The organism is Bariatricus sp. HCP28S3_F11, from assembly GCF_052065395.1.
Lineage (GTDB): Bacteria > Bacillota > Clostridia > Lachnospirales > Lachnospiraceae > Allocoprococcus.
Window position 1 is genome coordinate 36,583 of record NZ_JBQHUC010000014.1, and the last position, 26,995, is coordinate 63,577.

Here is a 26,995-nt window from a genome sequence, read left to right on the forward strand (position 1 = left end):
TAAAACCCTCCGTCCATATCATTACATTATTTTTAAGTATAACATTATTCTCGATATTTTGAAAGGGTTATTTCGTCTACTCCAAAGTTATGATGATATCATCATTCTCCCGTCCGGCATCCCGGAACACCTGCATGATCTCCTGAAAATATTCGCTGCGTCCCGTGCTGTGAAATACTTCTATATGCGTATTCTGCATATCATTCAGGCAGTCCTGCAGCGTATCCAGGTTATTCTCATACCGGTCCGGAAGATCCAGTTTCTCCTTGATGTACTGATGTGCTTTCTCCGGCTCCTCCATATATAACCCATTCAAAATGACTGACTTCATCTGCAAATCCTCCTTTTCCAGTTTTCTAGATTCTGGTTTCCCTATTCCGGAATCAATTCTAGGATTTGCAGTTTTATCGGAAATATACACGTTTCTCTACGGCTTGCATCTTCCACAAGGCTCATATCCCTGCGCAATCAGCTCCGTACGGGTTCCGGTATACTCCTCTTTATTTTCTTTCTTGATCTCTTCTGCTCCCCCGCAAGAAGAAAAGTGAAATTTTTTCGTGTTTGTGTTAAGAATATAATTATTTTTCCGATCAGAATTTACTGTTTCTTTCGTATCCTCAGCTTCCCGACTGTCGCCTGTGGCATAATCCACTTCAATTCCCGGCTGAACGTTGTACACATATACGTTATAACAGATCTCTTCTCCGTCATCTTCCACAGACTTGGCTTCCATCTGCACACCGGACGCAACCAGATTATCCCCCTCGAAAACCGGTGTCACACGATACATCACATGGTTCCCTGTCTCACGGATATAATCCGCCACCATATTCTCAAACGGAAGCATCCCTTCCACATTCATATAGCGTGTTCCTGTAATCAGATTTTCTTCATTTGCGTTCTCCGCCGTAAGCTGATATCCAATCAAATGACAGCGGTTGTACAAATATTTTCCATCCACATTATCGTATTTCACCGTCTGCCAGCCGGACGGTTTCACCTGGCCGATATTTCCCCTTTTCTCCGTGGGCATCAGTTCTTCGCCGATCACAGCCTCTGCCACCCCGCATCTTCCCAATCCGTCCAGCTCACTGTAAGATTCATATGCCTCCGGCTGCAGCTCATCCTCTGTAAAATCCGGCTCATCATCGTTGATGACCACATAAGGTTCTCCGTCATATTCCTGAACCTGCGCGACCGAGCTTGCACCGGAATTCTCCCACATCTGCGCATTTTCTTCCGCAAAAATTCCCGCCTCCTCACATCCCGCCAGCGGAAATGCAAGAAGAGTGCAAAGTGCAATAGTAATGATTCTATTTCTTTTAATCATTCTGTTTTTCTCCCCTTATGTAAATCTCTTTCGTGATCTTTTCATGTGAATTGCCCCTCATATCCACACTTTCTACTTTTTCCCACTCCTCAAGACATAAGTCCAGATACTGATCCGCCGGATATCTCCGATTCCAATGATATACGATCAGTTTTTCAATTCTGGAAACGTATGGCTTCAGTTCTGCATTTTCTACAAAACAGTATTCTCCCTCCTGTGCCATCTCCAGAAACTGTTCTGAGCTTATGATCTGCATATCACCGGCTTCCTCTCTGTCTCTCAGTTCTCCTGCCGATGCAAATAATTTTTCCGAAAATGGATGAATCCAAAGTTTTCCGTCTCCGCAGATCTTACGGATGTCTCCCGTTACCACTTTATCGCGGCTCTGTCTGCGCTTGTTGAACATCATGCCTTCGGCATCGTCAATACATAGAATTACTATCATAAACCTTATATTCTCCCCTTTTCTGCTGGTTACCTATGATATACTGAAAAAGTGTCTTGTTGGAAGTCTAACATATCCTGTAACGGATTTCAACACCCGTATTATTGTCCTGCCCTAATCCTTCTTATAATTAGCAGGCATTCTATATATTCATCCTCAAGCACCGTATCGTCGTCCTGCTCTGCCCACTTAATGTACAGGTAAAGAGTGTCAGATCCCAGTCTCCACTCCTCATCTCATCCACGGCCACCCCCTGAAGTACTTCCATCTCCGCCACTTCATATGAAAATTCATTTCCATCCACATCTTTGAAAATAACAGGGTCTCCAACCTGCAGTTTACTCAGATTTCCAAAGAAAGAAACGTAATTGTGTGCGGCAATAATCAGATCATCCTTATACGCAGAGCCTTCATAACGGCAAGGTGCAATCTTCAGACTCGGGGGGCTTAGGCTGCTGACGACCGGAAGTTCCAGATTCAAAGACGGAATCTGAAGAACCCCGATATACTCCACGCCATCAATCCGCTGCACCGGCATCTCCATATCCGGATTCAAAATATAATCCGGTATTTCCGGTTCATCTTCCTGTTCCTCCTCATCCTGCTCCTCTATCCGGATTTCATCCAATGCCTGACGGGCAGAACACTTTGCCCGATATTCATCATAAATATTATATCCTGTAAGCAAAAAGGCTGCCGCAATCAGCAGCAGCCCTGACAGGATCCACGTTTTCCCTTTATTTCTCATGTGTATTTCCTCTCCGACGTAACAGTCCGATCACGATAAGGAGCAAGCCTCCGGCCACAAGTACCGGAACCGGCCACCAGAGCTGTCCAGTCTGCGGGAGCGTAGGATTTCCGGGTTGATCCGGATTTTCAGGTTGTTCCGGATTTTCAGGGGTACCCTCATCATACGTATTTGTCACCACAAATGTGGTGCCTTCCCGGGTCACCAAAACCGTATAGTCCTCCAGTTCCTTTTCCGCTACAGTCCACTTAAAGCTCTCATCCAGCTCATCCCATGTATACCGCCAGTCATTTGAAGTACTCAGCGTGACGGTGTCAAATACTTCTCCGTCCTTCAGAAGCTGCACCTCAATCTCCTTCGGACGCTCCTTCTCATGCCCTTCATCCTTCCATACCTTCAATACTTTACGGGTTATCGTCTTCGGCTCTTCCGGAACCGGCTCCGAATCATGTTTGGCGTTGGCTGTTACATCATAGATCCAGGTGTTATTTTCCTTATCCAGACTCGGCAGCATCACCATAAACGGGGACGCGTCATAATAGTATCCGTCCTGTGTATGGCGCCGGCTGATCACCAGATATAAGCCCGGTGTCAGTTTTTCCTGTGTGTTCGGAAATGTAACCAGTCCATTTTCATCCGTCTTCCCACTGTCAGTCGGCGGAATCTGATCCCGGAGAACATATCCTTCCAGCGTCGCTGCCAGTTCCCTCCAGGCCTCATCGTTCTTTCCGCGGATGTCTACATTAAACTGCTGATACGTCTCTGTAGTCGTCAGTTCTCCGTACTCATCTACCGTAGCCACCAGATAAATGTCAAACTCCGCACCGGCCAACGGCGTATCGCCATCCCGATAGGAAATGGTCAGACTCACATCCTTATTCAGTTCAATGCTTCCCGCCGCCAGTACGCTCATCGGCAGGATCATACACGCCGCCAGCAAACTAAGCAGAACGGCCGTCAGACGTTTAGAAATCTTCATCATCGTCACCTCCATGATTTTTCTTGCGCTGCCTCGGGAGCAGCAGGATCACTAAAAGCAAAAGCAACATCGGGGTTGCTATAGCAGGTGCCACGATCAGCGGCTCAATCTGTACTGCGTCTGCCGCCACACGGGCTTTATTTGCTTCTTTTACATTTTCAATTCGATGCCCCCGCACCAACAGGCGGTGGCTGTTGATTCCGTATGGAGTACAGGTAACAAGTGTGCAGTAGTCCTTTCCTTCCACAATACGAAGCGCCTCAACCTGCTGTGGTTCTACGATCAGAATCTGATCGACCTCATATGTCAGGACCTCGTCCATCACCCGAAGCATAAAAATGTCTCCTTCATTCAGCTTATCCAGGTTGGTAAATATCTTCGCGCTCGGCAGTCCTCTGTGTCCGGACAGCACACAATGGGTACTTTCCCCGCCTACCGGAAGACTCGTCCATTCCAGATGACCGATCGCAGTCTGAAGTACAGATGCATTCGTTCCGTGATAAATCGGAAGGGAACAATTGATCTTCGGAATCTCTATGTAACCCATAATTCCATTCGAATCTATATTCAGCATACTCTCGTATTCTGCCTTTTCTTCTTCGGAAAGCGTATAGTCTTTGTTCTGCCCCTTCATACGTTGATTATACCTTTGGGCATCTTCCCACATTTTTTTACGGGTTTCCTTGTCCAGATTCTTCACCTTCTCAGAATACTGTGAAATTGCCTGACTCTGGTGAAACGAATTCCAGTAATCGCTTACCGAAGGATACAGCAGTAAGGACAAGCCTGCAAGAAGCATCAGAATTAGTATAACGGTTATAAAATAATTGCTTTTTTTCTTCTTCATGCAGGCTTCTCCTTGCCACTGTGAGCCGGGGGAATCACCCCCGGCCTTCACAATGTTATGTTTTTTTATTTTCCAGTACACCTCGGCGTACTTGCTGCGAGGTGAGCGTCTTATCTTCTTTCAAGATAATTTCTGAATTTCTTTCTTAGGTCTTCTTCCCTATCTGTCACTCATGCGTTTTCTCACGATCAGGAGCACAACGGCTGCAAGAACAAGAACGGAACCGATAATGTAGAAAATTGTGGTACCCATTCCACCGGTGGACGGGAGTTCGGCTCCGGTATTGTTGATGATATGTACACCGCTGTTGCCATTTACCCAGGTATCGCCAGTCATGTTTGTGGTCAGATTGCTGTCCTCAATTTTGACTTCTACACGCCCTGAAAGCTTGTTGTATCCGGCCGGAGCTTCGGTTTCTTCAAGCCAGTATGTCGTGTTGGCATCCAGACCCTTGACTGTTACTTTGCCCGCTTCGATGACATCAGGTGTAAATCCTTCTTTTTTCTTCTCAGCATCGGTAGCAACGTGGTAATCGCCATTATCTTCCTTTACCAGAGCAATCTTATTGCCTCCGGTCGGAGCGTCATACAGCTCGAACTTGGCACCGTTCAGAACCTTCCCGTTGCTGTCGGTTTTGATGATGTCAAACATGAACGTATATGTATCTGTACGTTTCCAATCTGTTTCATACTTAGATTCCTCACCATAATTCAGTTTGGTCTCATTCGTATTAGCATTAGTTGAAATAACAGCATTCTCATTTAATATAGCCTTATATGTAACTGTAATTACTGTATCTTCCTGTATTGTATCTAAATAATCTTGAGTGAAAACAATCTCAAAGTCGCAACCATCTTTTGTTTCATCTCGATTTTCCTTCGCATTAGGATTTTCAACCCTAACGGAATAATCTTTTCCTTCCGTTAAAGTAATAGGCCGTTCTGTTTCAGTAGCACTTACTCTTTTAGCTTCTACACTAATCGAATCGTGAATCAGAGTCAAACCCTGAGACATTTTATCATGCAGCACATAGTTCTGAGCACCCTTTTTCGCTGTAATAGTTGTTTTAAAATTAACAGTATCTCCAATCTGAGCGGTATTACTGTCACCCCAATGTTTATCAGAATCCTCTTGTACTTTCTTCTCCGGAACAGGCACTTCATTCTTTTCATACATTTCCACATTAGGATTGGTTGTATCCAAAGAACACAATGTTCCTAATGATGTGTCAACAAGATAATATCCAAGTTTCAAATCACTAAATGTAACGGTCGAATGAGTTTTTCCTTCTGCCGCTGCAGGTGCTGTAGCTTTAGCATCAGGAGTAATAGTGCTACCAGTTTTAGTCGCTTCAGCCTGTGCCAATTTTGCAAATTCTGCTACTCTTTCTTCGGTTTTTTCTCCAACCCAAGTCACATAGCCCTGGTCATCAACCGTGACATAAGATGTCTGCGTCTTCAGCCATTCCTTCCAAGCACTGTTGGCCTTGTAGGCATAAGCACCAGTTGCGGTAATATTGCCTTGTTCATCTTTAGTATGTGAATAGCTCTCCAGATACAGAATCTGATAAGCATTATAAGTCTGTCCCGGGACAGCATCATTAATCGTAATAGAACCGCCGTCAAGTGAACCTTGTTGTGCGGCAAAAGTAGTTCCAGCCATGGCAAGAACCATGACCAGGGTCAACAATAAGCTGACAAATTTCTTGATGTGTTTCATGGCTTGTTTTCCTTTCTTTTCTTTCTTTTCTTGTGTTTTATTTAGATACTTCAAATAGTGTTTTGCGTATTAAGAAGACGCGATGCTCTCCTTTCTACGCTTGATATGTATATACAACAGGAAGCCTGATGCTGATATCAGCAACATTCCTCCCGCAGCATATGGTATTGTACCGGTTCCTCCGGTATTAGGGAGTTCATAGCAAGGCTTGTTAACAAACGCCGCCTGCGCTTTCTTCTCATTTTCAATCGTTCCGGCAACTATATACCCTTCTTTTCCATTAACAGTCGTTACATACCCTGCTGTAGTCAACTCTGTCACTTTATAGTAGGTACCCGCCGGAATGCTGCCGATGACAACTTTCTTGTTCTGGTGCAGTTTAATAGTTCCTCCACTTTTCACAGTTCCATAAGTAACACTACCATTGTCATCAATGCTTCCAAGAGTATAGCTAAAAGTCTGATTTAGAGGAGCACCGCCTTGCTTCGTCAAAAGCTCTACTTTGAACTCATACTCTTCACCGCTATAATCCATATTCTCCGTTTCCTGCAAAGTCTTGGTAATACACAAATCTCCAACCTCACGGGAAGTCACAGAACTAGAGACTAACGGTAAATTAAAACTCATATAGCAAGTAGAACCTGATGCACCACGCTCTGTATAGAAGAAAGACAATGTATGCTGTCCCGAAGAGCCTTCCGGTAAGTAATCTCTCAAATTCACATACTCACCAATCGAACTATGTACGCCGCCTATATCGCATACAAGCTGTTTATCCAGGAATACCCACAGATCATCGTCTCCAAAGAAATAATAATCAAGTGGCCCCACATAATCTTGATCCAAATTGAAACTCAGAGCAAAATTCATTCCAAAGAACCAGTTATGAGCATTTCCATCATCTCCGGGCGGGAAACTGCCCTCAGGTGGATTATCATTTTCAGCAATTCCTGCAAATTTTCCAGTATTACCATATTTCCCCCACAATGCATCGGTTCTACCTGCTGCCTGATCCAGCGGCCAGAAATTATTGGTAAAAATATTACTCTGCCAACCTGAACTATTATTCTTGCCATCCCAAATACAATTTTGATGTGGTGACGGATGGAAAAAGTATTGCAAATCGTGAATTGTATTTGATTTTCCATTTGAATTTGCAAGCGTAGCCGAACTTAATGTATAAGTATCTCCCACTCTTTCAAAGGCCAGTGAACTATTCTGATAGGTTTGCTTATATTCCGCATCACCATCATTAAAAAGTTTTGGTGCCACAATCCACTCATTGTAACGGATAGTGCCATCATCATTGAGACCACTGGCAATACCAAATGTAGCTTTTCCATAGTTACTATTCCTGTCATTTGCTTTATTTAATGCTCCACCATCAAACAAATAACCAGACATTCCTGTACCACAGTTTTGATTTCCAAACGCGAGTATATCCGCACCAGAATTCCAATTTCTTTTTCCATTCGAACTAGTACCATAGTTTTCCTTGCTATTAATACCTGTTTTTCCGGTTCTCCATCTACCATCGGTATTTTTTCCACTGGAAATGTTATAATCATAAAAAGTGGTACTATTGTGATATTCACCCTGATTTGGATCATAGACCAGTCTAATCACAGTGCCTTCATCGATTAAAATAGTGTTTTCACCAGCCTGTCCTGCTTCGTTTGTAAAGGAAGTTGTTCCTGAGGTATATGTATAAATCTCCCAATCTTCGCGATTCTTACTGTCTGCGTTTCTTCCTTCCTTGAGAACCCAAATCTCTTTCAATTCGAAATCTTCATTATCCTTAAGCTTATTGAAATATTGCAGATCCGGTTCCGTTCTGTACTGACATGTTTTTTCAGTATACATCCTCGTCAGTTCCCTAACCGTGGATACTTTATACATGTCCGTTGCCACTCCGGCATTCTGTTCTGTTTTCCGCCCTATTCCCTCGAGATACAAATTACGGGTTGCCATCGTACCTGCATTGGTAGGCAGTTTCTTTCCGCTCGTATCAATTACTTGTAAAGGATTATTTCCGGAAGTTGCATACCGCTGTATATTGGCATAGTATTGAACTTTAAAAGACGGATTGGTATTGTTAGCCGTAATCTCTATCGGCTGAGTAATGTTATTAATTGTAAAAGTGGTATACCCATCAGCTTGCGTAGATTGCACCTCTACCGGCTCCCCATTCACACCTCGACACGACCAGATAATCTCATCGCTGTTCTGAACCGTCACAGTTGCTTCTCCACCTGTAGAAACAACCTGCGTCATTTTGTCAAGTTGCTCAGCAGGATAAACCGCATACGCATCATCCCGGACACTGACGGACCAGAAATTATTTTTCCTGCCAATTTTACTTTCTGCAGTATTTGTATAGACACTTTCACTTTCACCCGGGAGATAATAACATACAATATCCCCATTACTTTCCGGTGTCAGGCCAATGTTGTAAGTATTATCATCGTTTTTTACAATAACAGCATCATTGGAAATACGATATTTCTGCTCCATATACCAATACCGGGCACCACCAGTAGAATTCCATAACTGGAGTTTTCCTCCTTTTTTTATGTCATTACCACTTAGATCGATAACCTGATCCTCCGGTGCAATCGCAGACCAGAAAGTCGTTCTGCCATCCGCTCCGGTATCTACCTTCCATTGGGAGTTTGCATTTGTTGCGTCCGAAAGTTTTAACTGAGTTCCCGATGCATCTCCACTTGCATATCCATAAGCATTTACATAAAGTGCGCTATTACCAATCGGTGTAATAAAGGAGTATCCGCTCTCTGCTGCCCGTACCCGGAATATCTGAGCATCCGTATCATTGCTCGTCCACAGCTGAACAACTTGTCCTTCCTGCAGAACACCACTACTAATGTCCATGCAATACGCTGTTCGGTCACTGCCATTTGCATAGTACATCGTATAAATATCGTTATAACTGTAACCAAAATTAGCTGCCGCCGACTGATCTGGTACATATCCGTACGGATCAAAGAACTGTTTAGCCATATCAGAAGTAATGTACGCGCGTCCACTGCCATTCATTTCACCAGAATAATAATACAATGAAGCTCCTACTGTCTTCCACTCCCCATCGACCATTACCTTGAACGTAACACTATGATTCACCTTCGTCTTATCAGGTTCAGGCGCTGGCTCCTCCAAAGGCATCACCTCGTTCTGGGTATCTGGTTCAATTACCACATCTCCCACTACGGAGAATCCTGTCTGAGTATGCGTAAAAGCAGTAGTACCGTCTGTTTGCAGCTTAGCAGCCGCATCCAGGACTTCCACATCACCTTCAACGAAATGCACAGCCTTGCATATGGTTTCCTCGCCGGTCTCTATCGTTTGCTGGTAAGAAATCGTTACCTCCATTGGACTTTTCGGTTCGATTTTTTCATTCTCCCGCAATAATTGAACATCGAAAAAACGGGCCAATTTGATATTTTCCATGTTTTCCGATGCATTCATCGCCTCTACAGCCTGGCTTAAGTACTTCTGATATTCTTCAGAATCTTTTGGAATTTCCGAAGCTTTTAGCATTGATCCTTCCGGAATTCCAGCATCCTTCCCATACTGAACCGCCACCGTGTAATCCGATCCTGTATAGTTTAACTGCATCAGGCTTTCTTCTCCCGCCTGTTCCTCCCCGGCAGGCGCATCTTTCTCTAACGTAACTGCCGGAAGTATCAGTGCATATGTAGTACAGAACACCACGATTGCCGCCAGACTTATTACAACCTTATGCCACCACTTCTTACGCCGTCTCTCCTTCATATACTTATCTGCATCTTGAAGGACGTCTTGTTTCATTCGTCACCACCATCCTCTCTATTTCAACATTCGTACCTTATCAATTTCCAATCCCGAGACTCTTTTTCCCAGCTAATTCATCCAGACTGATCTGATACAAGTCGGACATTGTAATTAAGATTTTCAATGATGGTTCCCTCACCCCTCTTTCATAATTTGAAAGCGACTGACGGCTGATACCTACACTCTCCGCAGCCTCTGCTATTGTAAAACCTCTTTGTTTTCTCAACCTTCTAAGTAATTCACCATTCATACCTTTTCTCCTCTCCTGGCAATAATCAAAATTATCTCTTTTTCAAAAATCTTCACTAATTTAGGACTCCAAATTCCGTTAACGGCCAGATGCGGAATACAATTCTTCCGACAATCTGTTCGTTTGCCACACAGCCCACACTGGTACTTCGTGAATCTACAGATGTAGATCTGTGATCTCCAATACAAAACCATCGGTTATCCGGTACTTGATACGGCAGATCAATATCACAATCCCCATAAGCTTTTTCTTTCAAATACGGTTCATCCAGAAGTTCACCATCTACATAAACGTTTCCTTCTTCATCTATATCCACCCACTGACCGGGTCCTGCAATACAGCGTTTTACCAGAATCTTATTTCCCAAATAAAAAGCAATCAGATCTCCCGCTTCAAAATCTGACCCTTTTACGGAAACAACGATATTCCCTTCTGTCAATGTCGGCGTCATAGATGATCCGTAAATCTGAAGAACCGGCATCCAGATTGTCGCGACCAGAACAGCCACTGCTGCCACAACGATCAAGGAATAAATGGTACTTCGAAGTACTCGTTTCAATCTTTTCTTATACCGTTCTCTTCCGAGTTCCGCTTTTAACTGTTCCACCGAAGGGAGTCCGGAATATGAATCCATTCGTTCTTTCATTCTTTACGGCTTCCTTTCTCCGCCATACGCTGAACATTTCGCAAATACTGTTTCGCAGCTCTGTCAGCCGCTTCAAAGACTCCGTTGATCTGTAATGCTGCCTCTGCAAGAGAACCGGCATTTTCTATCGTAATCGCCCGGTTTCTAAGCTCTGTTTTCGCTTTTTTCAGTTCAGCTTCCAGCTCCTCATTTCGTTCAATCTGCTGAATCAACATTTCCAGAAGCTCTGCACGGCTCAGTTTTCGCAATTCTTTATCCGTCATCTGACTCCTCCAACTTTTGTCCTTATGACATTCAGGCAATAAATATGGGAAGCAGTAATTCCTATACAGCTCCCCGGGATGCATGTTATACAGCACTTAACTAATTACTACTCTCTTTTCATGCTGAGTTTCAACTTCATCCATGCTGTATCCGACTACTACATAATTTCCATTATGTAGTAGATTTGATTTTATGATATTAATTATTGTTATAAAAACCTGGGTAAAGTTATTGAAAAAACGACTATTATTCAGAAATTAAATGGATTTCTATAAATTCATGTAGCTTTTATGCAACTGTTTTATGCATTTATATATGGATTGTATTTTTTATGTTTCTATTTCGAAATTTTACACCAATTTGACTTGATTTTTTGTATCCTCATGATATACTATTTGGTAACATAATGTTTACAAAGTTAAATATGTATCAATTATCAGATAATTAATCTACTACATAATGGAAATTATGTAGTATTTTTTATCTCTACACTACAAGCCCAAGCCGTTCAATCTTCTTCCGATGCTCTCCACTGGTAGTCATAATATAAATCCGGGTAGTATCAATGCTGCTATGCCCCAAAATATCCGCCAATTTTGCAATATCTTTCTCAATATTATAAAAAGTCCGTGCAAACAGCTTCCGCAGATTATGTGGAAATACTTTGCTTGCCACTACACCAGCCGCTTCACAGAGCGATTTCATCTGTGCCCAGATATTACTCCGATTCAGCGGATTCCCATTTCGAGTGATAAAGATTGCCCCCGAGATGATTTTCTTTTTCTTTGCGTAATCCATCAGCTTCCTGCGCAGTTTTCCGGGAAGCAAAATGGTCCGGTTCTTATTTTTACAGCTCACATTCACAACTCCATTGCGGGCCGCCTCTACAGTAAAAAACCGCAGTTCTGATATTCGTATCCCTGTACTGCAAATCGTTTCCAATATAAGATGAAGCTGTGGGCGGTTGTCTGCCGCATGCAAAAGACGCAGATACTCCCCCTTTGTCAGCTCTTTTTCTTCCGTACAATATGTGATACGCTGCTGTTTGATATGTTTTACTTTACATTCTGACCATCCCAGAAAGTCCAGCATACTATTCAAGCTCGCCAACATCGAGTTGATCGAACAGATTGCATATTTCCTGTCCACCAGCTCCTTTTTATAATTCATCATTCCTTCTTTCGTCACATTCAAATTTCCCATGAATACAGAAAAAGCCCGGACATCCCGGATATATTTCTCCACAGTAGCCGCACTCTTTTCTTCCAATATTAAATACTCTCGAAATCGTTCTATCTTCTCCTGCGTTAATACATGCTCGTCCATTTTTGTACTCCTCCAAAAATATATTTTAAATTCCATACTTCTATTGTATCCACTTTTGCATCCAGAATGCAAAATGCCTACATTTTGAAACTACCTATTTAGTATAGAAAAAAACAGAGAGCCTTGCTTCTGCAGAACTCCCTGTCTCTTCTATACCAATATTCTAATCAATTACTTTCACGCTTTCAATCACCGGCTGATCCTCTGCAGCCACGGTACCGTTGCTATCCTGCACCGGTGTGTCCTTACAAATCTGATCCACGATCTCCATTCCTTCTGTCACTGTTCCGAACCCGGCATATTCGCCATCCAGATACTGGCTGTCTGACTGCACAATGAAGAACTGGGAACTGGCACTGTCATTCGCACTGGATCGCGCCATGGAAATGGTTCCCCTCACATGGGAAATATCGTTCTTCACTCCATTGCCTTCGAATTCTCCTTTGATTTTCGTATCGGAGCCTCCGGTCCCGTTTCCGTTTGGATCACCGCCCTGAATCATAAATCCATCAATAATTCTGTGGAATGTCAGTCCGTCGTAAAATCCGTCTTCGGCGAGTGTCATGAAATTCTCCACTGTAATCGGAGCCGTATCTGCATCCAGTTCCACCTTGATTGTTCCATAATCTTTTACATTAATCTCTACATGATGTTTTCCGGAAATCGCAGTTTTGTCTTCTGCTGCATCAGATTCCGTTTTTGCGGTTTCGGATTTTTCAGTTCCTGTTTTCTCTTCGCCCGAGGCATCTTTCTTGGCACCGCATCCTACTGTCAGGATACCCGCCACAAGAGCCACACTCAATAAGCGAATCCATTTTCTTTTCTTCATCCATTTCATTCTGACTTTTGCTCCTTTTTCGTTTCTTCTTTTTTCACCTGTTCCTTATCTAATTCGCTTTCTTCCACAATTTTAAGGAAATCACGCTCTTTCTTTTTCAAGGTTGGTATAAAACGTGCTGCCACTTTTCCTTGCCCTTTCTTCTTCATATAAAAATATCCGATAATAGCAAAAATGACTGCACCAATAAAATTCACAAACAAGTCTTCCATAGTATCATGAAGCCCGATATCCAGATAACCGCCAAGCCCCAGACTCTGACCATTCACTGCAACATCTGTGATTCCCTTTATGGTCGTCGGTACATTTCCGCCATTTGGATCGAGCATTACGGAGCTAATCGTGTGAATAATCGTATCTTTCTGCATATCGAATCCGAAAAAGGAATCCATTGTATATTCAAAGAATTCCCACAAGACTCCGACCGTCATCGAAAAACTAAAAGCCACAACTGACATAAAAGCCGGGGAGAGCTCAAACTTTAATTTTTCTTCCCGGTTCAGGATATCCACCAGAGAGAATCCGATCGCTGCCATCAAAAAACCATTCAGCGTATGTAAGATCATATCCCAATTTGCAATTTTGATGTAATATTCCTGAATTTCTCCCAAAATCTCCGCCGCAAAGATAAACAGCAGAATGATGATCTCCAACGTTGTGGGCAGCTCGATCTTAAGCTGAAGCTGGATCAGGCTCGGCACCACCAGCAAAAACAGCGTCAGTATGCACAGAAACACATTTTCATAATTCCGATTTAAGATCTGCAAAACCATACAGATGATTACAAGTGCACGTAACACCATATAAACAATAAAAGAACTTCTGTGTTCCCGAAGCTCCATTTCCAGTGCCTTTTTAATCCGTTCTGATTTTTTCATTCGCATTTCCCTTCCGAGGATGCCCCCAACTTTCTCCATCAGCAAACAGCGTATTTCTATTGTTTCCTCTTGTTTCCCAAAAAAGGGTATCAAAAAAGCGGGTGATGGGAATCGAACCCACGTATCCAGCTTGGAAGGCTGGTGTTCTACCATTGAACTACACCCGCATGACTCTTATTATTATAGTGAACAGCTATCATTTTGTCAAGTACTTTTTTATCGTTCTTTATTTCTTGACCAGTTGCTGTTCCTAATTGCTTGTATATAATACCAAACAGCAACTGGTTTTGTCAAGCTTTTATTTCAATTTATTCATCAATTTCTTCCCTCGGTATCCATTTCGCCTTCCAGGCATAAAGAGCCATCAGCGAAGCCCCGATGATCCATGAGATTGGATACGCCATAAAGATCCATTTCATTTCACCGAATCTTGGAACCGTAATATTCAGCCAGATGATCCGGTAAACGCAAAGCGAGAAAATGATAATAAACATCGGTGGCAGTGTTTTTCCTGTTCCGCGGATGGATCCTGCCAGAATCTGCATAATCGCAAGTATAAAATAGAATGGGCAGAAAAACCGCAGAATATATACACCCAGTTCCACCACATGCGGATCGTCCACAAAAATATGCAGGATGTTCCCTCCGAAGTGAAACAACAGAGTTCCCGAACACAGCGAGTAAATGACTCCCATGCTTACGGATACCAGAACGCCTTTCTTCACCCGGTCATAGCGTTTAGCCCCTACATTCTGTCCGGCAAATGTTGTCGCCGCCATTCCGAAGCTTAGCACCGGAAGGATATTGAATCCGTCAATCTTAATGTACGCCGCAAATGCCGCCATCAGATCCGCCCCAAAGCGGTTCACATTTGCCTGAATCACAACATTGGAAAATGAAATCACCATGTTCTGTATTCCCGCCGGGATTCCGATCCGAATGATTCTCGCAGCCATAATCTTATCCAACCGGATGTTCCTCAGTTTTAAACGATACAGATCCTTACTTTTCATCAAGTACTGCAGAATACATACACAGGAAATAAACTGCGCAATATCTGTAGCAAGTGCTACCCCTTCTACACCCATATGAAATACAACTACAAAAATCCAGTCCAGAACAATGTTGGATCCGGCAGCAATCATCAGATACTGCAATGCTTTTGCCGAATTTCCCACCGCATTCAGAATTCCTGCGGCATAATTATAAACGACGGAAAACAGCATTCCACCAAAAAAAATCCGCATATAAAGCACCGCCTGCGGCAGCACTTCCTTTGGTGTTCCCATCCAGTTCAGAAATATCGGAGCTGCCGATATGCCAATCGCCATCATGATAAGTCCGAAAATAATTGCGATTGCAACAGTTGTGTGAACAGCTTTCTCTACTCCTCTCTCATCTTTGGCACCATATTGCTGCGCGATCACAACTCCCGCACCCACAGATGCCCCAATACAAAATGCCAGCAACAGATCGATCAATGCACCACAGGCCCCGACTGCCGCGAGTGCATGCTTTCCTATATAATTTCCTACGATAATAGAATCGACCGTGTTATAAAGCTGCTGAAATAGATTTCCCAGAATCAACGGTACTGCAAATCGGATCAATTGGCGCCAGATACTTCCTTCTGTCATTGATGTCGACTTTTCCACCTTTCTTCCCCCTCTCCATACAATTCTCCTCTAAGACTTCCTCTCCCAGTATAACGAATCCTTCCGCATCACGCAACCTTCTTCTCTCTTCTTCTGTCTTTCCCTGTAGCCATCTTCTGTATTCTTTTTGATTCATTCATTGTATTGCATTTTTCCAAATGCTATAATAACAATGCCGGAGCAAATTTGCTCCAAATGTCTGAAAAGAATGAAAATGAAAAACTTCAGGAGGTACAAAAGAATGAAAATTACAGAAGGCTATATGCCTTTCATGGGATATCAGACCTATTACCGCATAGCCGGCGAATGTACCGGAAACAAAAAGCCTCTGCTTTTACTCCACGGCGGTCCCGGCTCTACACACAATTATTTCGAATTATTGGATGAGCTTGCGGAAGACGGCCGCGCCATCATTTCCTACGATCAGCTCGGATGCGGAAATTCTTATCTGGACGGTCATCCGGAATTGTGGTGTTCCGAGACATGGGACAACGAATTAATGGCACTTAGAAAGCATCTGGGACTGACCGAACTTCACCTGCTCGGTCAGTCATGGGGCGGTATGCTTGCCATCGAATATCTCTGCGATTACAAACCGGATGGGATCAAATCCGTCATCCTCTCCAGCACGCTTCCTTCTTCTCAATTATGGGCACATGAACAGCACCGATTGATCAGCTTCATGTCCAGGGAAGATCAGGATGCAATCGCACGTGCCGAAGAAAGCGGCAATTTCGATGATCCGGATTATCTTGCAGCCAACGACCGGTTCATGCTGCTGCACTGCGCCGGTGCGGTGACAGAAGATGCACCGGAATGTCTGCGACGTCCGAAAAAATCCGGAAAAGAGGCCTATCTGTACGGCTGGGGTCCGAATGAATTTACACCGTCAGGAAGCCTTGCAAATTGGGAATATCGTGAAAAGATCGGAAATATCCAGGAACCGGCACTGATCATCAATGGCACCAACGATCTCTGCACCCCGCTTGTTGCCAAGACCATGTATGATGCCATTCCGAATTCCCGTTGGGAACTCTTCGATGGATGCCGCCATATGTGCTTTGCAGAAGACACAAAAAAATACTGTGCGCTCCTTCGTGAGTGGATGGCGCAGCATGATTAACCTTTAGGAGTGACTTTGCATATGACTAAAAAGCAAAAAGGGATCCTGTTTATCATTACTTCTGCGTTTTGTTTTTCCCTAATGAATATGTTTGTAAAGTTATCAGGAGACTTACCTTCCGTACAGAAAAGTTTCTTTCGAAACCTTGTAGCAGTTGTTGTCGCCGCAATTCTTCTTAAACGGAGCGGAGCGGCTTTCCGTTGGAAGAAGGGTAATCTGGGCCTTCTCATTGCCCGTTCCGCTTTCGGCACTTTGGGAATTCTGTGCAATTATTATGCGATCAGCCACATGAATCTGGCAGATGCATCGATGCTGAATAAGCTGTCACCGTTTTTCGTCATCCTGTTTTCTTATTTCTTTTTGAAAGAAAAGGTGACCCCGACACAGGCATTCTGTGTGATCGCGGCTTTCCTTGGCAGTCTGTTCATCATCAAACCGGGCTTCGCCTTCGGCGACACCCTTCCGGCGCTGCTCGGATTTTTGGGTGGATTTGGTGCAGGTGCCGCCTATACAGCCGTTCGCGGACTGGGACTGAAAGGAGAAAACGGTTCCTTTATCGTATTCTTCTTTTCTGTCTTCTCATGCGCCGCGATCCTGCCGGTCCTGATCTTCATCTATGAACCGATGAGCCCGCTTCAGCTTCTGTATCTGCTTCTTGCCGGTATCTGTGCTTCCGGCGGACAGTTTGCAATCACCGCTGCTTATGCAAATGCACCGGCAAGTGAGATTTCGATTTACGACTATTCCATCGTGATCTTTGCCAGCATCTGGAGCTTTCTTTTCTGGCATGACATCCCGGATGCGCTTAGTGTGATCGGGTATCTCATCATTTTCGGTTCATCACTGCTTATGTTTTTGTACAACTCCAAACGTGCAAAACAGAGAAATTGAAATTTAGTTAAGATTCAAGATGTCGGCTCCCAGTAGGCCGGCATCTTTTGCATCATGCGTCACAACAATCAACGTCCTTCCCTCAAGACATCTTCGTACGTACTCCGCAGTCAATTTTCTCGTTTCTTCGTCCAGCCCTTTGAATGGTTCATCCATCACCACACAGTCTGCATCTGCAAGAAGAGCCCGGACAATAGCCACTCTTCGTTTCATTCCTCCGCTCAGCTCACGCACCGGTTTCTGATACACTTCTTTCAGATTCACTCCCCGGAACGCCTCCTGAATTTCCGATTCATCCAGTTTTCTTCTCGCAGTCAGGCGGACGTTCGCCGCCGCACTTAGATTCTCGCAGAGCCGGTTTTCCTGAAACACCGCAGCCATTTTCCCATGCGGAACCCCTGCAATTTCTCCCGCATCCGGTTTTTCCAAACCAAGCAGCAGATGGATCAACGTCGTCTTCCCGATTCCGGATTCTCCCATGACGCAGGTTGTTTTCCCTTCCGGAAAACAACAGGAAAATCGGTTAAATACATGCAATTCTCCGTAGGATTTACTGAGTTCCTTTATCCTGATATCCATACCGCTCCTCCTCTAATGTTTCTCAATCCGGCCGACGACTGCGCGAAGTCCGGCCAGAAAACATTTCTCAAATAGAAAGCTGATTACAATGATCACGATCGTCCAGGCAAACAGATCCGGTGTATTCAGATAAACTTTCGCATGATACAGTTTTTCTCCGATCGAGCCGGAGGGCACACCGATCACCTCCGCCGCAACTCCCGCCTTCCAGCAGAGCCCGAGTCCCAATGTACAGGCTGTTAGAAGATAGGGCAGAATCTGGGAAATGTAGATATAGCAGATCCGTTTGCCCATTCCGACGCCAAATATATCCGCCATTTCCAAAAGCTTCCTGTCTGTCTGGCGGATTCCCTGCAGAATATTCGTGTACACCACCGGAAGCACCATCAGAAAGGAGATAAATACCGACAGATTTCTGGATGGTATCCAGATCAGACACAAAATAATAAAGGATGCCACCGGAGTTGACTTGATCACCGTAATCAGCGGACCAAAGAGAACCGCTGCAAAAGAAAACCGATACGCGACCACAGCCAGGATACAGCCTGTCACCAGCGCGAGCAGAAACCCGAGTACGATTCTTCCGAAGCTGAACCCGACAGACTTCCAGAAATCGTAAGTCACGATCAGCTCTCCCAGTTTCTTTATAACAGAAACAGGAGATGCCAAAAGGATCTCCTGTCCAAGCCACATGCTGGCCAGCTGCCAGACCGCGATCCAGAACGCAGCCGCCAGCACCTGTATTCCGTATTTTTTTATCCATGAATCTTTACGTTTATCGCTTGTAATAGAACGCATCATCCGGTACACTTCCTCCAATGATCTGCGGATTCTGTTCCAGCAGTGTATTCAGATAACCGGACAGCATCGTCTTCAATTCATCACCCTCAATAAATACGATACTACATTCCGGGATTGCTTTTACTGCAACTTCCTTCGTAACAATTTCATGTGCCCCGATAATCTCTGCCGCAGCCTCCACATCACTGTTTACAAAATCGACGGATTTTTCATAGGCATCCATGAAGATCTTCACGTCGTCTTCATGTTCCTTCAGATATTCATTCCGCACGATTACAACGCCGGTAATCAGACGGCTTCCATCGTCGATACTGCTTTCCCAGAGTTCGTTGAGATCCAGGGCCACGCGCAGATTCTCATTTTTCATGAGTGCCGTAGTCACGAACGGCTGCGGAAGAAGTCCGACTGCTGCCGTATCTGCTGCCAGTGCCGCGACGACCTCTGCATGCTCGGATTTGTATTCAACCGTCACATCCTTCTCCGGATCCAGGCCATTTGCCTTCAATACCGAATTCAATGCATATTCCGGCGTTGCTCCTTTGCCGCTGGAATAGATTGTTTTCCCTTTCAGATCCGCCGCCGAATGGATTGTATTGCCATTTTCCACCAGATACAATACGCCCAGCGTATTCGCAGCCAGTACACTAATCTGCTTCTCCGTCTTCTGATAAAGAGTCGCTGCAAGGTTTGCAGGAATCGCTGCAATATCTACCTGTCCCTGTACAACCATCGGAACCATTTCATCCGGAGATGCCACAATAGAAACATTATAGTTTTCATCGTCAAGCAACTGTGCCATTCCCATCGCAGTAGGGCCTTTCATTGCACCAATGTTGATCACCGCTGACGGTTTTGCCTCCTCCGGCTCTTTATTCTCTTCTTCTGTCTCCTGCTGCTCCTCTTCTTTCACATCTTCCTTCGCATCTTCCCGGGAACCGCATCCGGATAATGCAGCCACACCCATGCAAAGGACAAGAAGCAGTGCTGTCAATTTTTTCTTCTTCATATCCTTCTCCTTTTTTACCCTTTTCGGCTTTATACGCAAATCTGATATACCGCAGTGAAGATTTCTCCGGCTTTCAGAACATTGCCCCATTCTCTTTCTTCCAGTTTCTGTCCGAAATCCGCCCGGTCACTTCTTCCGTACCAGGGTTCAATGCAGACAAACGGCGCATGCTTCCCTGCCGGTGACCAGATTCCGAATAGAGGTGCTTCAAACTTAACTTCCAGATATTTTTTACCTTCCGGCGTATACAAAGCAACTTTATGGGCCTGATCATGTTCCACGATCAGCGCATCCTCATCAAACAGCGAATCTGTAATCTGCAGCATTCCGTCCGTGAGTTCCAGCACCTTCGTCCTCTCGGACACCGTGCCGTTCTCATCCAGCACACTGGCCGTAAGCGGCTCACAAGTATCGAACCCGATCCGGTAATCCGTCTGTTTCTCTCCCTCTCTCAGCGGACAATTGAACGCCGGATGACCGCCGATGGAGAAATACATCTCCCGATCATTTTTGTTCGTGACTTTCCAGAGCACTTCCACCGCCCGTCCCTGCAGCCGATATCCCAATTCCAGTCGGAAACCAAACGGATATTTTTCCAGAGTCTCAGGGGAATCTTCCAACGCAAACCAGATTTCATCACCTTTTTCGGATACCAGTTCAAAATCCATATCCCGGGCAAATCCATGCTGGGAAAGTGAATACCATTTTCCATCGAAACAGCTTTGTTTCTCTCTGTAATTTCCCACAAGAGGGAAAAGCACCGGCGAAGTACGTCCCCAGTATGCCGCATCTCCACACCACAAATATTCCTGCCCGCTGCAGTTATCTATTAGTGACTTCATCTCTGCCCCATGAGCATCGATCTCCAGCGTCAGACTTTCGTTCCTGATTTGAAACCTTTCCATTATGATTCCCTCTCTTTCTCCTTTTATTCCGGATACAGACTCTTACATCCTGCCCTGCTTTTGTGTTACTGTGCTTCTACCAGATATCCTTTCTGCCTAAGCATATCCTCTATCATATCCAGAGTTTCCTCCGAGTCCGCTTCAACCCGGTGATAATGATAGTTCGAAGTAATATTTTTCAGCGGACTGGACTTTCCGCTTTGTATATCTTCCAGAAATTCCTTCACCTTTCTGCGCGAAGTAATTCCAAGCGGCGCTTCCATTCGTCCGTAAACTCTGTGATTTACCATCACATTGATAATCTTGCCCCCCAGATCCACGATCGAGCACAGTTCATCTTCGAGCTGTTCATCGGTATGATTCACCTTGAAAACTCTCTCTGCCTGGCTCGGTGCATTCAGAATATATCCCCTGTTGGTAGAAATAATATCATATCCTGCTGCCCGGATCAGCGCGATATCCTGTACGATCACCTGCCGGCTCACGTCAAATCTCGCTGCCAGTTCCTTCCCCGAGACCGGAACCATACTGCTGCGGATTGTATTTACAATCTCTTCCCGTCTTTGTGTCCCTGTCATTCTACAAGTCTCCTTTATCAAATTACCCTACACTGCATGCAGATTCTCCACTTCCACTTCAATCTTTCTGACAAACGGCGCATATTTCCTCGCCATCTCCACTGCCTTTTTCACACTTCCGGCAGCTCCGATATGATTATCTTTCAAGAGGACTCCATCTGACAAATTATAGCGATGGTTGAAGCCACCTCCGACCCGGACTGCATATTTCTCAAATATACGCATATTGGGGGTTGTCTTTCTGGTATCCAGAAGTTTCGTTTTGCTTCCCTTAAGAAGCTTCACAACCGAATTCGTCGTAACATCTTCGCTTGAAATGTCTTCCTTAAGCGCCTCAAGAATTAAATGATCTGCCTGTAATGTCATCGTTATTTCGTTCATCTCTGATTATACACTCCTTGTCCCATCTTTTCCAGTTATTTAACCGATCCTTCCGGCTTTACTTCATTTTTCCGACCGGAAATCCGGTTCGCCGCCCGTTTGGCAAATACCAGACTCTCCAAAAGTGAATTACTCGCCAGCCTGTTCGCCCCATGTACTCCGTTGCAGCTGGTCTCCCCGACTGCATACAGATGTTCCATGGAAAGCCATACAAAATCCGTACCGTCCTTCTCCATTTCTTCTTTGATCGCTTTCGTCACCACATCCCGCGGGAGAAGTTCATTTACAAAACGCTCTTTCTTCTTATTATATAAGACCGCGCCCTCTCCCCGCACCGACTCAGAAATCAGGAAACGTCTTCCCGGTTTTGTGGAATACAGCGTCGTCGGATGGATCTGAACATAGTCCAGATGTTCCAGACGGATGCCGTGCTTCTTCGCCACATCCAGTGCATCTCCCGTCAAATGCGGGAAATTCGTGGAATGTTTATACCTTCCTCCGATTCCCCCGCTTGCAAGAATCGTATCCGGTGCAAAAATCTTCATTTCCGTTCCGTCCTGCGCTGTCGCTACAATGCCCGAACAGATCCCATCTTCCCCCACAACATCCGTCATAGTTGTGTATTCATATATTTTAATATTTTTTCGTTTCTTTACTTGTGTGATTAATTTACTCGTAATCTCTTTTCCCGTAATATCCTCATGAAATAAAATTCTCGGCTTTGAATGAGCCCCTTCGCGTGTAAAGGCTAATTCTCCGTTTTCCCTGGCAAAATCCACACCGTATCCGATCAGATCTCTGATAATCTCTCTGGAGCTTCGGATCATAATATCCACCGACTCTTTCCGGTTCTCATAATGCCCCGCCCGCATCGTATCTTCAAAATAACTGTCGTAGTCTTCATCGTCGCGCAGTACACAGATTCCGCCCTGCGCAAGGAAAGAATCACTGCTCTCCAGATCTGCCTTCGTAATCATGACGATCTGTTTTTCTTCCGGAAGATTGAGCGCTGCGAACAAACCTCCGACTCCGGTTCCTACGATCACTACATCCGTTTTCATTTCCATCTTTGCCTCCAGCACCTCTTCTGCCTGCAGCCGTTCATGCGTCGGACAGAAGCCTTCATTATAGACAAACTCCTTTTCCGGAACCTGCTCCGCAATATAATGTGCCAGATTCCGATCCGGAATAAAGAAAATATGCTTATTGGGAAGCGCCTTCACAATCTGAACCGCATTTGCCGAAGTCACGCAGACATCCGAATACTTCTTCAGCTCTGCCGTGGAATTGATGTAGCACACCACTGCCAGATCCTCATATTTCTCCCTCATTTTCTGAATCGTCTCAGCATCTGCCATATGCGCCATCGGACAGTCCGCATCCATATCCGGCATCAGAACTGTTTTTTCCGGATTCAGCACCTTGGCACTTTCACCCATAAACGAAACTCCACAGAACACGATCGTCTGCTCCTTAAGTCCGACAGCCACCTTGCTGAGATAGAAAGAATCTCCGATATGATCCGCGATTTCCTGCACTTCCGGCCTCACATAATAGTGCGCCAGAATGACCGCATTTTTTTCCTTTTTTTATGCCTGTATTTCTTCTACTAATGTCATGTCTCTCACCTTTCACTTTGTATGGTATTGTGTTGTGTTGTTATTCTGCTCCGGGAAATGCTTTCTTTGATTTTGGAATGCAAATCCAAGAATATGAGCTGGGATAAAAGCTCATTGACAGACATTATAACTTATGACATTTCATGTGACAAGACAGTTGTTGTGTGATTCGATTGCATTGTAAAGCATTGCTGGGATGTTACGAATTTTGACAATAATATTATAGAATCGCACACAAAACCGAAAGTTATGAAATAAAAAATCATAACAGCAAGGTAAGTTATTCACTTCTTTTCCCTTTTTCAGAATTTCCAATTACTTCCATAATCATTTCAGTTCCTTCAACACACTCAAGCACAACGGCACCGACAAAGAAAATGTCAGCACATCCGACACCGTCTGGCACATCTGTACACCCAGAAGCCCGAAAAACTGTGGAAGGATCCAAATCAGCGGTAAAAAGAACAACCCCTGCCTGGCCGCCGCCTGAACAGATGCTTTCAGCGCCTGTCCAATGGTCTGAAGCATCATATTTGACATAACGATCCATGCATTCAATGGAAATACCAGACACTGAAGCCGAAGTGCCAGACTTCCGATCCGCACAACATCAGCGTCCTCGCGGAACAGATGCACAAGCGGCCCCGCAAACACAAATCCCGCCGCCGAGATGACAACCAATACACCAACTGCTGTCTTCACACAGAAGAAAAAAGCCTCCCGGACTCTGTCATACCGCTTCGCGCCATAATTCGTGCCGCACACCGGCTGGAATCCCTGCCCGAATCCAATCAACGCTGAATTCGCAAACATCGCAATCCTTGCCACAATTCCCATCGCCGCAATCGCTGCGTCCGCATAGATCCCGCCATAAATTCCAGCCGTCGTATTCATGCAGATCGTCGCCACACTTCCGAGTCCCTGACGACAAAGAGACGGCACACCGCCCTTGAATATATTATAAAAATAATGTCCGTTTGGCGTAAAATTCCGGAACGATATCCTGAAATTCCCGCCCTTCATGCTGGCTCTAAGTAATACCAGGAAGCTGACGATCTGGCTGATCACCGTGGCCAAAGCCGCTCCTGCCACTCCCATATGGCATCCAAAGATCAGAATCGGATCCAGCGCAATATTCAAAACAGCTCCGGTCACAATTCCTACCATTGCAAAAGATGCACTCCCCTGAAAACGAAGCTGATTATTGATTACAAGAGAAGACATCATAAACGGCGTACCGATCAGAATGATCCGAAGATAGCTCATTGTATATGGAAGAATCGTTTTCGTGGATCCGAGAAATACCGACAGCGGACGCAGGAAAATCAGTCCCAGCGCACCAAGTACAAGCCCCACAATAAATGCAGAAAAAAATCCCGTCGCTGCCATTTTCTTAGCATCCTCAAAATTCTGTTCGCCCAGTTTTCTGGAAATATAGTTGCCCGATCCGTGTCCAAAGAAAAACCCACACGCCTGAATAATTGCCATCACCGAAAAGACAATACCGACCGCTGCCGTCGACTGCGTATTGATCCTTCCCACAAACATCGTGTCTACCATATTGTAAAATGACGTCACCAACATACTGATGATCGTCGGTACCGCCATCTGACTTACCAAACGTGGGATCGGCTCGGTCGTCATGTATTCCACCTTTTGCTCCGCTGACATATCCGCTACTTTCATATTAGAACATCTCTCTTTCCTCTTTTGTCACAAACTTCTGATTCCGGCTTTTCGGTTTCTCTGGTATTGTCATTACAAGTTTTCCACTTGCAAGCAAAGGCTGTACATAATGCTGCATCACATAAAATACAGTATTGATTCCCAGATAATCTGCAATTTCCCTGCGTGTTCTCGGAATTCTGCAAAATTCCAGCAACGTATCCGTTCCACCATTTTGCTCCTTTTCAGCATCGTTTTCCTCTGTCTGCTGTTTGTTGTAAAAAATAACTATAAATTCATTTCGTCGATTAATGAACACAGGAGCCGTTAAGCCTGCTGCCGCCATTTCCCGTCGAATAGTAGGGATACCCGAATAACGATTTTCTGTTTTCAAAAGAAATTCCGACATTGTCGCAAGCGCCGGATTGCGCAGATCAGGCCGGGATTTACCAAGATCCTCAACAGTCATTCTTCCATACAATCCTCCCGGACTATGAATCTCCATGCGATCCGTAAAGAAATTAATCTGGATGGGGGTTCCTTCCGTGAAATGACTGTAATCCCGATGGATCAATGCATTCAGAACTGCCTCACGAATCGCTTCAATAGGATATTCCGTCTTATCCATTCGTTCTCCGGTCCGGGGATCAATAATTGTACGCACCCTCATATTTCGCTTGCAAAACGAAATAGCTTCGGAAAGCATCACCGGCAGAGTTCCCTCAATCCGTTTATTATCTGAAAATCTTGCAGAGTCCTGACTAACATCGCCAATCTCCTGCCCCGGAACAACAATCGCAGTAATTGCAAGCTGTGGAAAATATCCCTGCGGATACAGTCCAAAATTCAAAATTGCCGCCAACGTTGGAATCCCATCCCTCGTAATTGCCAGCATTTCATAAGCCTGTTCCATGCTCAATTTGGAAAAACCCGGTCGTTCTTCTCTCATCCGCAAAAGGTACCCCTGAACCTTATCCTGATCCAGAAGTGACATTTTGGCCCTCTCGATCACTCTTTCATCATCGTGTAAATGCTTTCGAAATGCTTCATAAGTGTATATCTCATAATCTGTCATAGGAAGATCTGCATCTCCGACCCGAACATAGGAACCTTTGATTCGCCCTGCTCCGGAATAATAGCAAGGACGTTCCGTCAGATCCGCAGAAGGAATTTCAGCTGAACAAATGAATTCTCCATCCAACTCGGCCACTGTAAATACCGCCCTAACCGGAGGAATCATCTGATTACATTGCTCTGTTACCTTCTTTTGCAAATCCTGCAGGTCATACACACCAACACAGGCAAAATTTTTTGATTCATCCAGACCAAATAAAATAACTCCGCCTCCGTCCTGATTGGAAAAACTGGATAATGTATCATAAAGTTTTTTAGGGCAGCCTCCATGTGCCGCTTTTACTTCTAACGTTTGAGTCTCAGCTTTTAGATGCATCGTTTGATTTGCTAATTCAATCAACTCTTCGCTTAACATCGTTTTCACTCCCTTCATTAAACAAAGTATAACAAAATAAGCAAACAAATTCAATTGTTTTTGTTTGCTCATTTTATTTTTTTGTTTGCTCATTTTTTATTAATATAAATACCATTACTAATATATGCATACTTCTTCAAAAATATGCAAAGTATCTCCTTTGCTCATCAATTTTGTTTGCTTAATCCAATTATTATTTCTTGAC

General features: G+C 44.5%; 25 protein-coding genes, 1 tRNA gene and 2 pseudogenes. 2 read left to right on the plus strand and 26 right to left on the minus strand.

All coding sequences use genetic code 11. From position 1 onward, the window contains the following. Positions 1-76 precede the first annotated feature (76 nt). From ACTNBR_RS08385 to ACTNBR_RS08460, 16 genes are all read right to left on the minus strand, one after another. Complete coding sequence (locus ACTNBR_RS08385; RefSeq protein WP_427807516.1) at positions 77-331, minus strand: barstar family protein; 255 nt, start codon at positions 329-331, stop codon at positions 77-79. A 96-nt stretch (positions 332-427) separates the two neighbouring features. Continuing rightward, a complete protein-coding gene (locus ACTNBR_RS08390; protein ID WP_441017644.1) occupies positions 428-1,330 on the minus strand; it encodes a DNA/RNA non-specific endonuclease in 903 nt (300 codons plus the stop codon). Continuing rightward, complete coding sequence (locus ACTNBR_RS08395; RefSeq protein WP_441017642.1) at positions 1,323-1,775, minus strand: ribonuclease Z; 453 nt, start codon at positions 1,773-1,775, stop codon at positions 1,323-1,325. Before ACTNBR_RS08395 ends, ACTNBR_RS08390 begins: the two co-directional genes overlap by 8 nt. Before the next feature lie 142 nt (positions 1,776-1,917). Beyond that, positions 1,918-2,523, minus strand: coding sequence for a sortase (locus ACTNBR_RS08400; protein ID WP_441017640.1), 606 nt, complete (start codon positions 2,521-2,523; stop codon positions 1,918-1,920). After that, positions 2,513-3,505, minus strand: a complete 993-nt coding sequence (locus ACTNBR_RS08405; RefSeq protein ID WP_441017638.1) for a Cna B-type domain-containing protein — start codon at positions 3,503-3,505, stop codon at positions 2,513-2,515. Before ACTNBR_RS08405 ends, ACTNBR_RS08400 begins: the two co-directional genes overlap by 11 nt. Then, entirely contained in the window at positions 3,489-4,349 is an 861-nt protein-coding gene (locus ACTNBR_RS08410; RefSeq protein WP_441017636.1) for a class C sortase, read from the minus strand. Before ACTNBR_RS08410 ends, ACTNBR_RS08405 begins: the two co-directional genes overlap by 17 nt. Positions 4,350-4,508: 159 nt before the next feature. After that, a complete protein-coding gene (locus ACTNBR_RS08415; protein ID WP_441017634.1) occupies positions 4,509-6,068 on the minus strand; it encodes a SpaH/EbpB family LPXTG-anchored major pilin in 1,560 nt (519 codons plus the stop codon). A 69-nt stretch (positions 6,069-6,137) separates the two neighbouring features. Next, on the minus strand, positions 6,138-9,893 hold the full coding sequence (locus ACTNBR_RS08420; protein ID WP_441017632.1) for a DUF7601 domain-containing protein: 3,756 nt from the start codon (positions 9,891-9,893) through the stop codon (positions 6,138-6,140). Between the two features lie 40 nt (positions 9,894-9,933). Continuing rightward, the gene (locus ACTNBR_RS08425; RefSeq protein WP_427807532.1) at positions 9,934-10,146 is read right to left on the minus strand and encodes a helix-turn-helix domain-containing protein; all 213 of its coding nucleotides are present in this window, start codon (positions 10,144-10,146) and stop codon (positions 9,934-9,936) included. 55 nt (positions 10,147-10,201) lie between these two features. Beyond that, positions 10,202-10,792, minus strand: coding sequence for a signal peptidase I (gene lepB / locus ACTNBR_RS08430; protein WP_427807534.1), 591 nt, complete (start codon positions 10,790-10,792; stop codon positions 10,202-10,204). Beyond that, positions 10,789-11,055 (minus strand): DNA repair protein, encoded by a 267-nt coding sequence (locus ACTNBR_RS08435; RefSeq protein ID WP_427807536.1) that lies wholly within the window; start codon positions 11,053-11,055, stop codon positions 10,789-10,791. Before ACTNBR_RS08435 ends, lepB begins: the two co-directional genes overlap by 4 nt. Positions 11,056-11,542: 487 nt before the next feature. Continuing rightward, positions 11,543-12,382 carry a tyrosine-type recombinase/integrase gene (locus ACTNBR_RS08440; RefSeq protein WP_427807538.1) on the minus strand — a complete coding sequence of 280 codons (840 nt, stop codon included), beginning with the start codon at positions 12,380-12,382 and terminating at the stop codon, positions 11,543-11,545. A 163-nt stretch (positions 12,383-12,545) separates the two neighbouring features. Continuing rightward, positions 12,546-13,211, minus strand: coding sequence for a peptidylprolyl isomerase (locus ACTNBR_RS08445; protein ID WP_441017630.1), 666 nt, complete (start codon positions 13,209-13,211; stop codon positions 12,546-12,548). 5 nt (positions 13,212-13,216) lie between these two features. Further along, positions 13,217-14,098: a hypothetical protein gene (locus ACTNBR_RS08450; RefSeq protein ID WP_427807542.1), complete on the minus strand. Its 882-nt coding sequence runs from the start codon at positions 14,096-14,098 to the stop codon at positions 13,217-13,219. A gap of 96 nt (positions 14,099-14,194) precedes the next feature. Next, positions 14,195-14,265: transfer RNA gene (locus ACTNBR_RS08455), tRNA-Gly, on the minus strand. Positions 14,266-14,406: 141 nt separating this feature from the next. Then, on the minus strand, positions 14,407-15,753 hold the full coding sequence (locus tag ACTNBR_RS08460; RefSeq protein WP_441042695.1) for an MATE family efflux transporter: 1,347 nt from the start codon (positions 15,751-15,753) through the stop codon (positions 14,407-14,409). A gap of 241 nt (positions 15,754-15,994) precedes the next feature. On the opposite strand from ACTNBR_RS08460, the gene pepI reads away from it, so the two are divergent. Then, the gene (gene pepI / locus ACTNBR_RS08465) at positions 15,995-16,876 is read left to right on the plus strand and encodes a proline iminopeptidase (RefSeq protein ID WP_427807548.1); all 882 of its coding nucleotides are present in this window, start codon (positions 15,995-15,997) and stop codon (positions 16,874-16,876) included. A gap of 21 nt (positions 16,877-16,897) precedes the next feature. Further along, positions 16,898-17,767, plus strand: coding sequence for a DMT family transporter (locus tag ACTNBR_RS08470; RefSeq protein WP_441017626.1), 870 nt, complete (start codon positions 16,898-16,900; stop codon positions 17,765-17,767). A gap of 3 nt (positions 17,768-17,770) precedes the next feature. Here the strand turns inward: ACTNBR_RS08470 and ACTNBR_RS08475 are convergent, their stop codons facing one another. The 10 genes and pseudogenes from ACTNBR_RS08475 to ACTNBR_RS08520 all read right to left on the minus strand — a co-directional run bounded on the left by ACTNBR_RS08475 (position 17,771) and on the right by ACTNBR_RS08520 (position 26,790). Next, positions 17,771-18,346, minus strand: a complete 576-nt coding sequence (locus tag ACTNBR_RS08475) for an ATP-binding cassette domain-containing protein (protein ID WP_441017625.1) — start codon at positions 18,344-18,346, stop codon at positions 17,771-17,773. A 12-nt stretch (positions 18,347-18,358) separates the two neighbouring features. Further along, the gene (locus ACTNBR_RS08480) at positions 18,359-19,147 is read right to left on the minus strand and encodes an ABC transporter permease (protein ID WP_441017623.1); all 789 of its coding nucleotides are present in this window, start codon (positions 19,145-19,147) and stop codon (positions 18,359-18,361) included. Further along, positions 19,122-20,153 (minus strand): ABC transporter substrate-binding protein, encoded by a 1,032-nt coding sequence (locus tag ACTNBR_RS08485; protein WP_441017621.1) that lies wholly within the window; start codon positions 20,151-20,153, stop codon positions 19,122-19,124. The genes ACTNBR_RS08480 and ACTNBR_RS08485 overlap by 26 nt, the downstream gene beginning before the upstream one ends. A gap of 29 nt (positions 20,154-20,182) precedes the next feature. After that, positions 20,183-21,058, minus strand: coding sequence for an aldose 1-epimerase family protein (locus ACTNBR_RS08490; protein ID WP_441017619.1), 876 nt, complete (start codon positions 21,056-21,058; stop codon positions 20,183-20,185). Between the two features lie 65 nt (positions 21,059-21,123). After that, positions 21,124-21,636 carry a transcription repressor NadR gene (locus ACTNBR_RS08495; protein WP_427819501.1) on the minus strand — a complete coding sequence of 171 codons (513 nt, stop codon included), beginning with the start codon at positions 21,634-21,636 and terminating at the stop codon, positions 21,124-21,126. 30 nt (positions 21,637-21,666) lie between these two features. Then, positions 21,667-22,017: pseudogene (locus ACTNBR_RS08500) on the minus strand (carboxylating nicotinate-nucleotide diphosphorylase); the annotation flags it as partial. A gap of 35 nt (positions 22,018-22,052) precedes the next feature. Continuing rightward, the gene (locus ACTNBR_RS08505; RefSeq protein WP_441017676.1) at positions 22,053-23,084 is read right to left on the minus strand and encodes an FAD-binding protein; all 1,032 of its coding nucleotides are present in this window, start codon (positions 23,082-23,084) and stop codon (positions 22,053-22,055) included. 30 nt (positions 23,085-23,114) lie between these two features. Beyond that, a pseudogene (locus tag ACTNBR_RS08510) lies at positions 23,115-23,567 on the minus strand (quinolinate synthase NadA); the annotation flags it as partial. Between the two features lie 396 nt (positions 23,568-23,963). Next, a complete protein-coding gene (locus ACTNBR_RS08515; protein WP_427807561.1) occupies positions 23,964-25,322 on the minus strand; it encodes an MATE family efflux transporter in 1,359 nt (452 codons plus the stop codon). Between the two features lies 1 nt (position 25,323). Continuing rightward, positions 25,324-26,790 carry an ATP-binding protein gene (locus ACTNBR_RS08520; RefSeq protein ID WP_441017617.1) on the minus strand — a complete coding sequence of 489 codons (1,467 nt, stop codon included), beginning with the start codon at positions 26,788-26,790 and terminating at the stop codon, positions 25,324-25,326. Positions 26,791-26,995 lie beyond the last annotated feature (205 nt).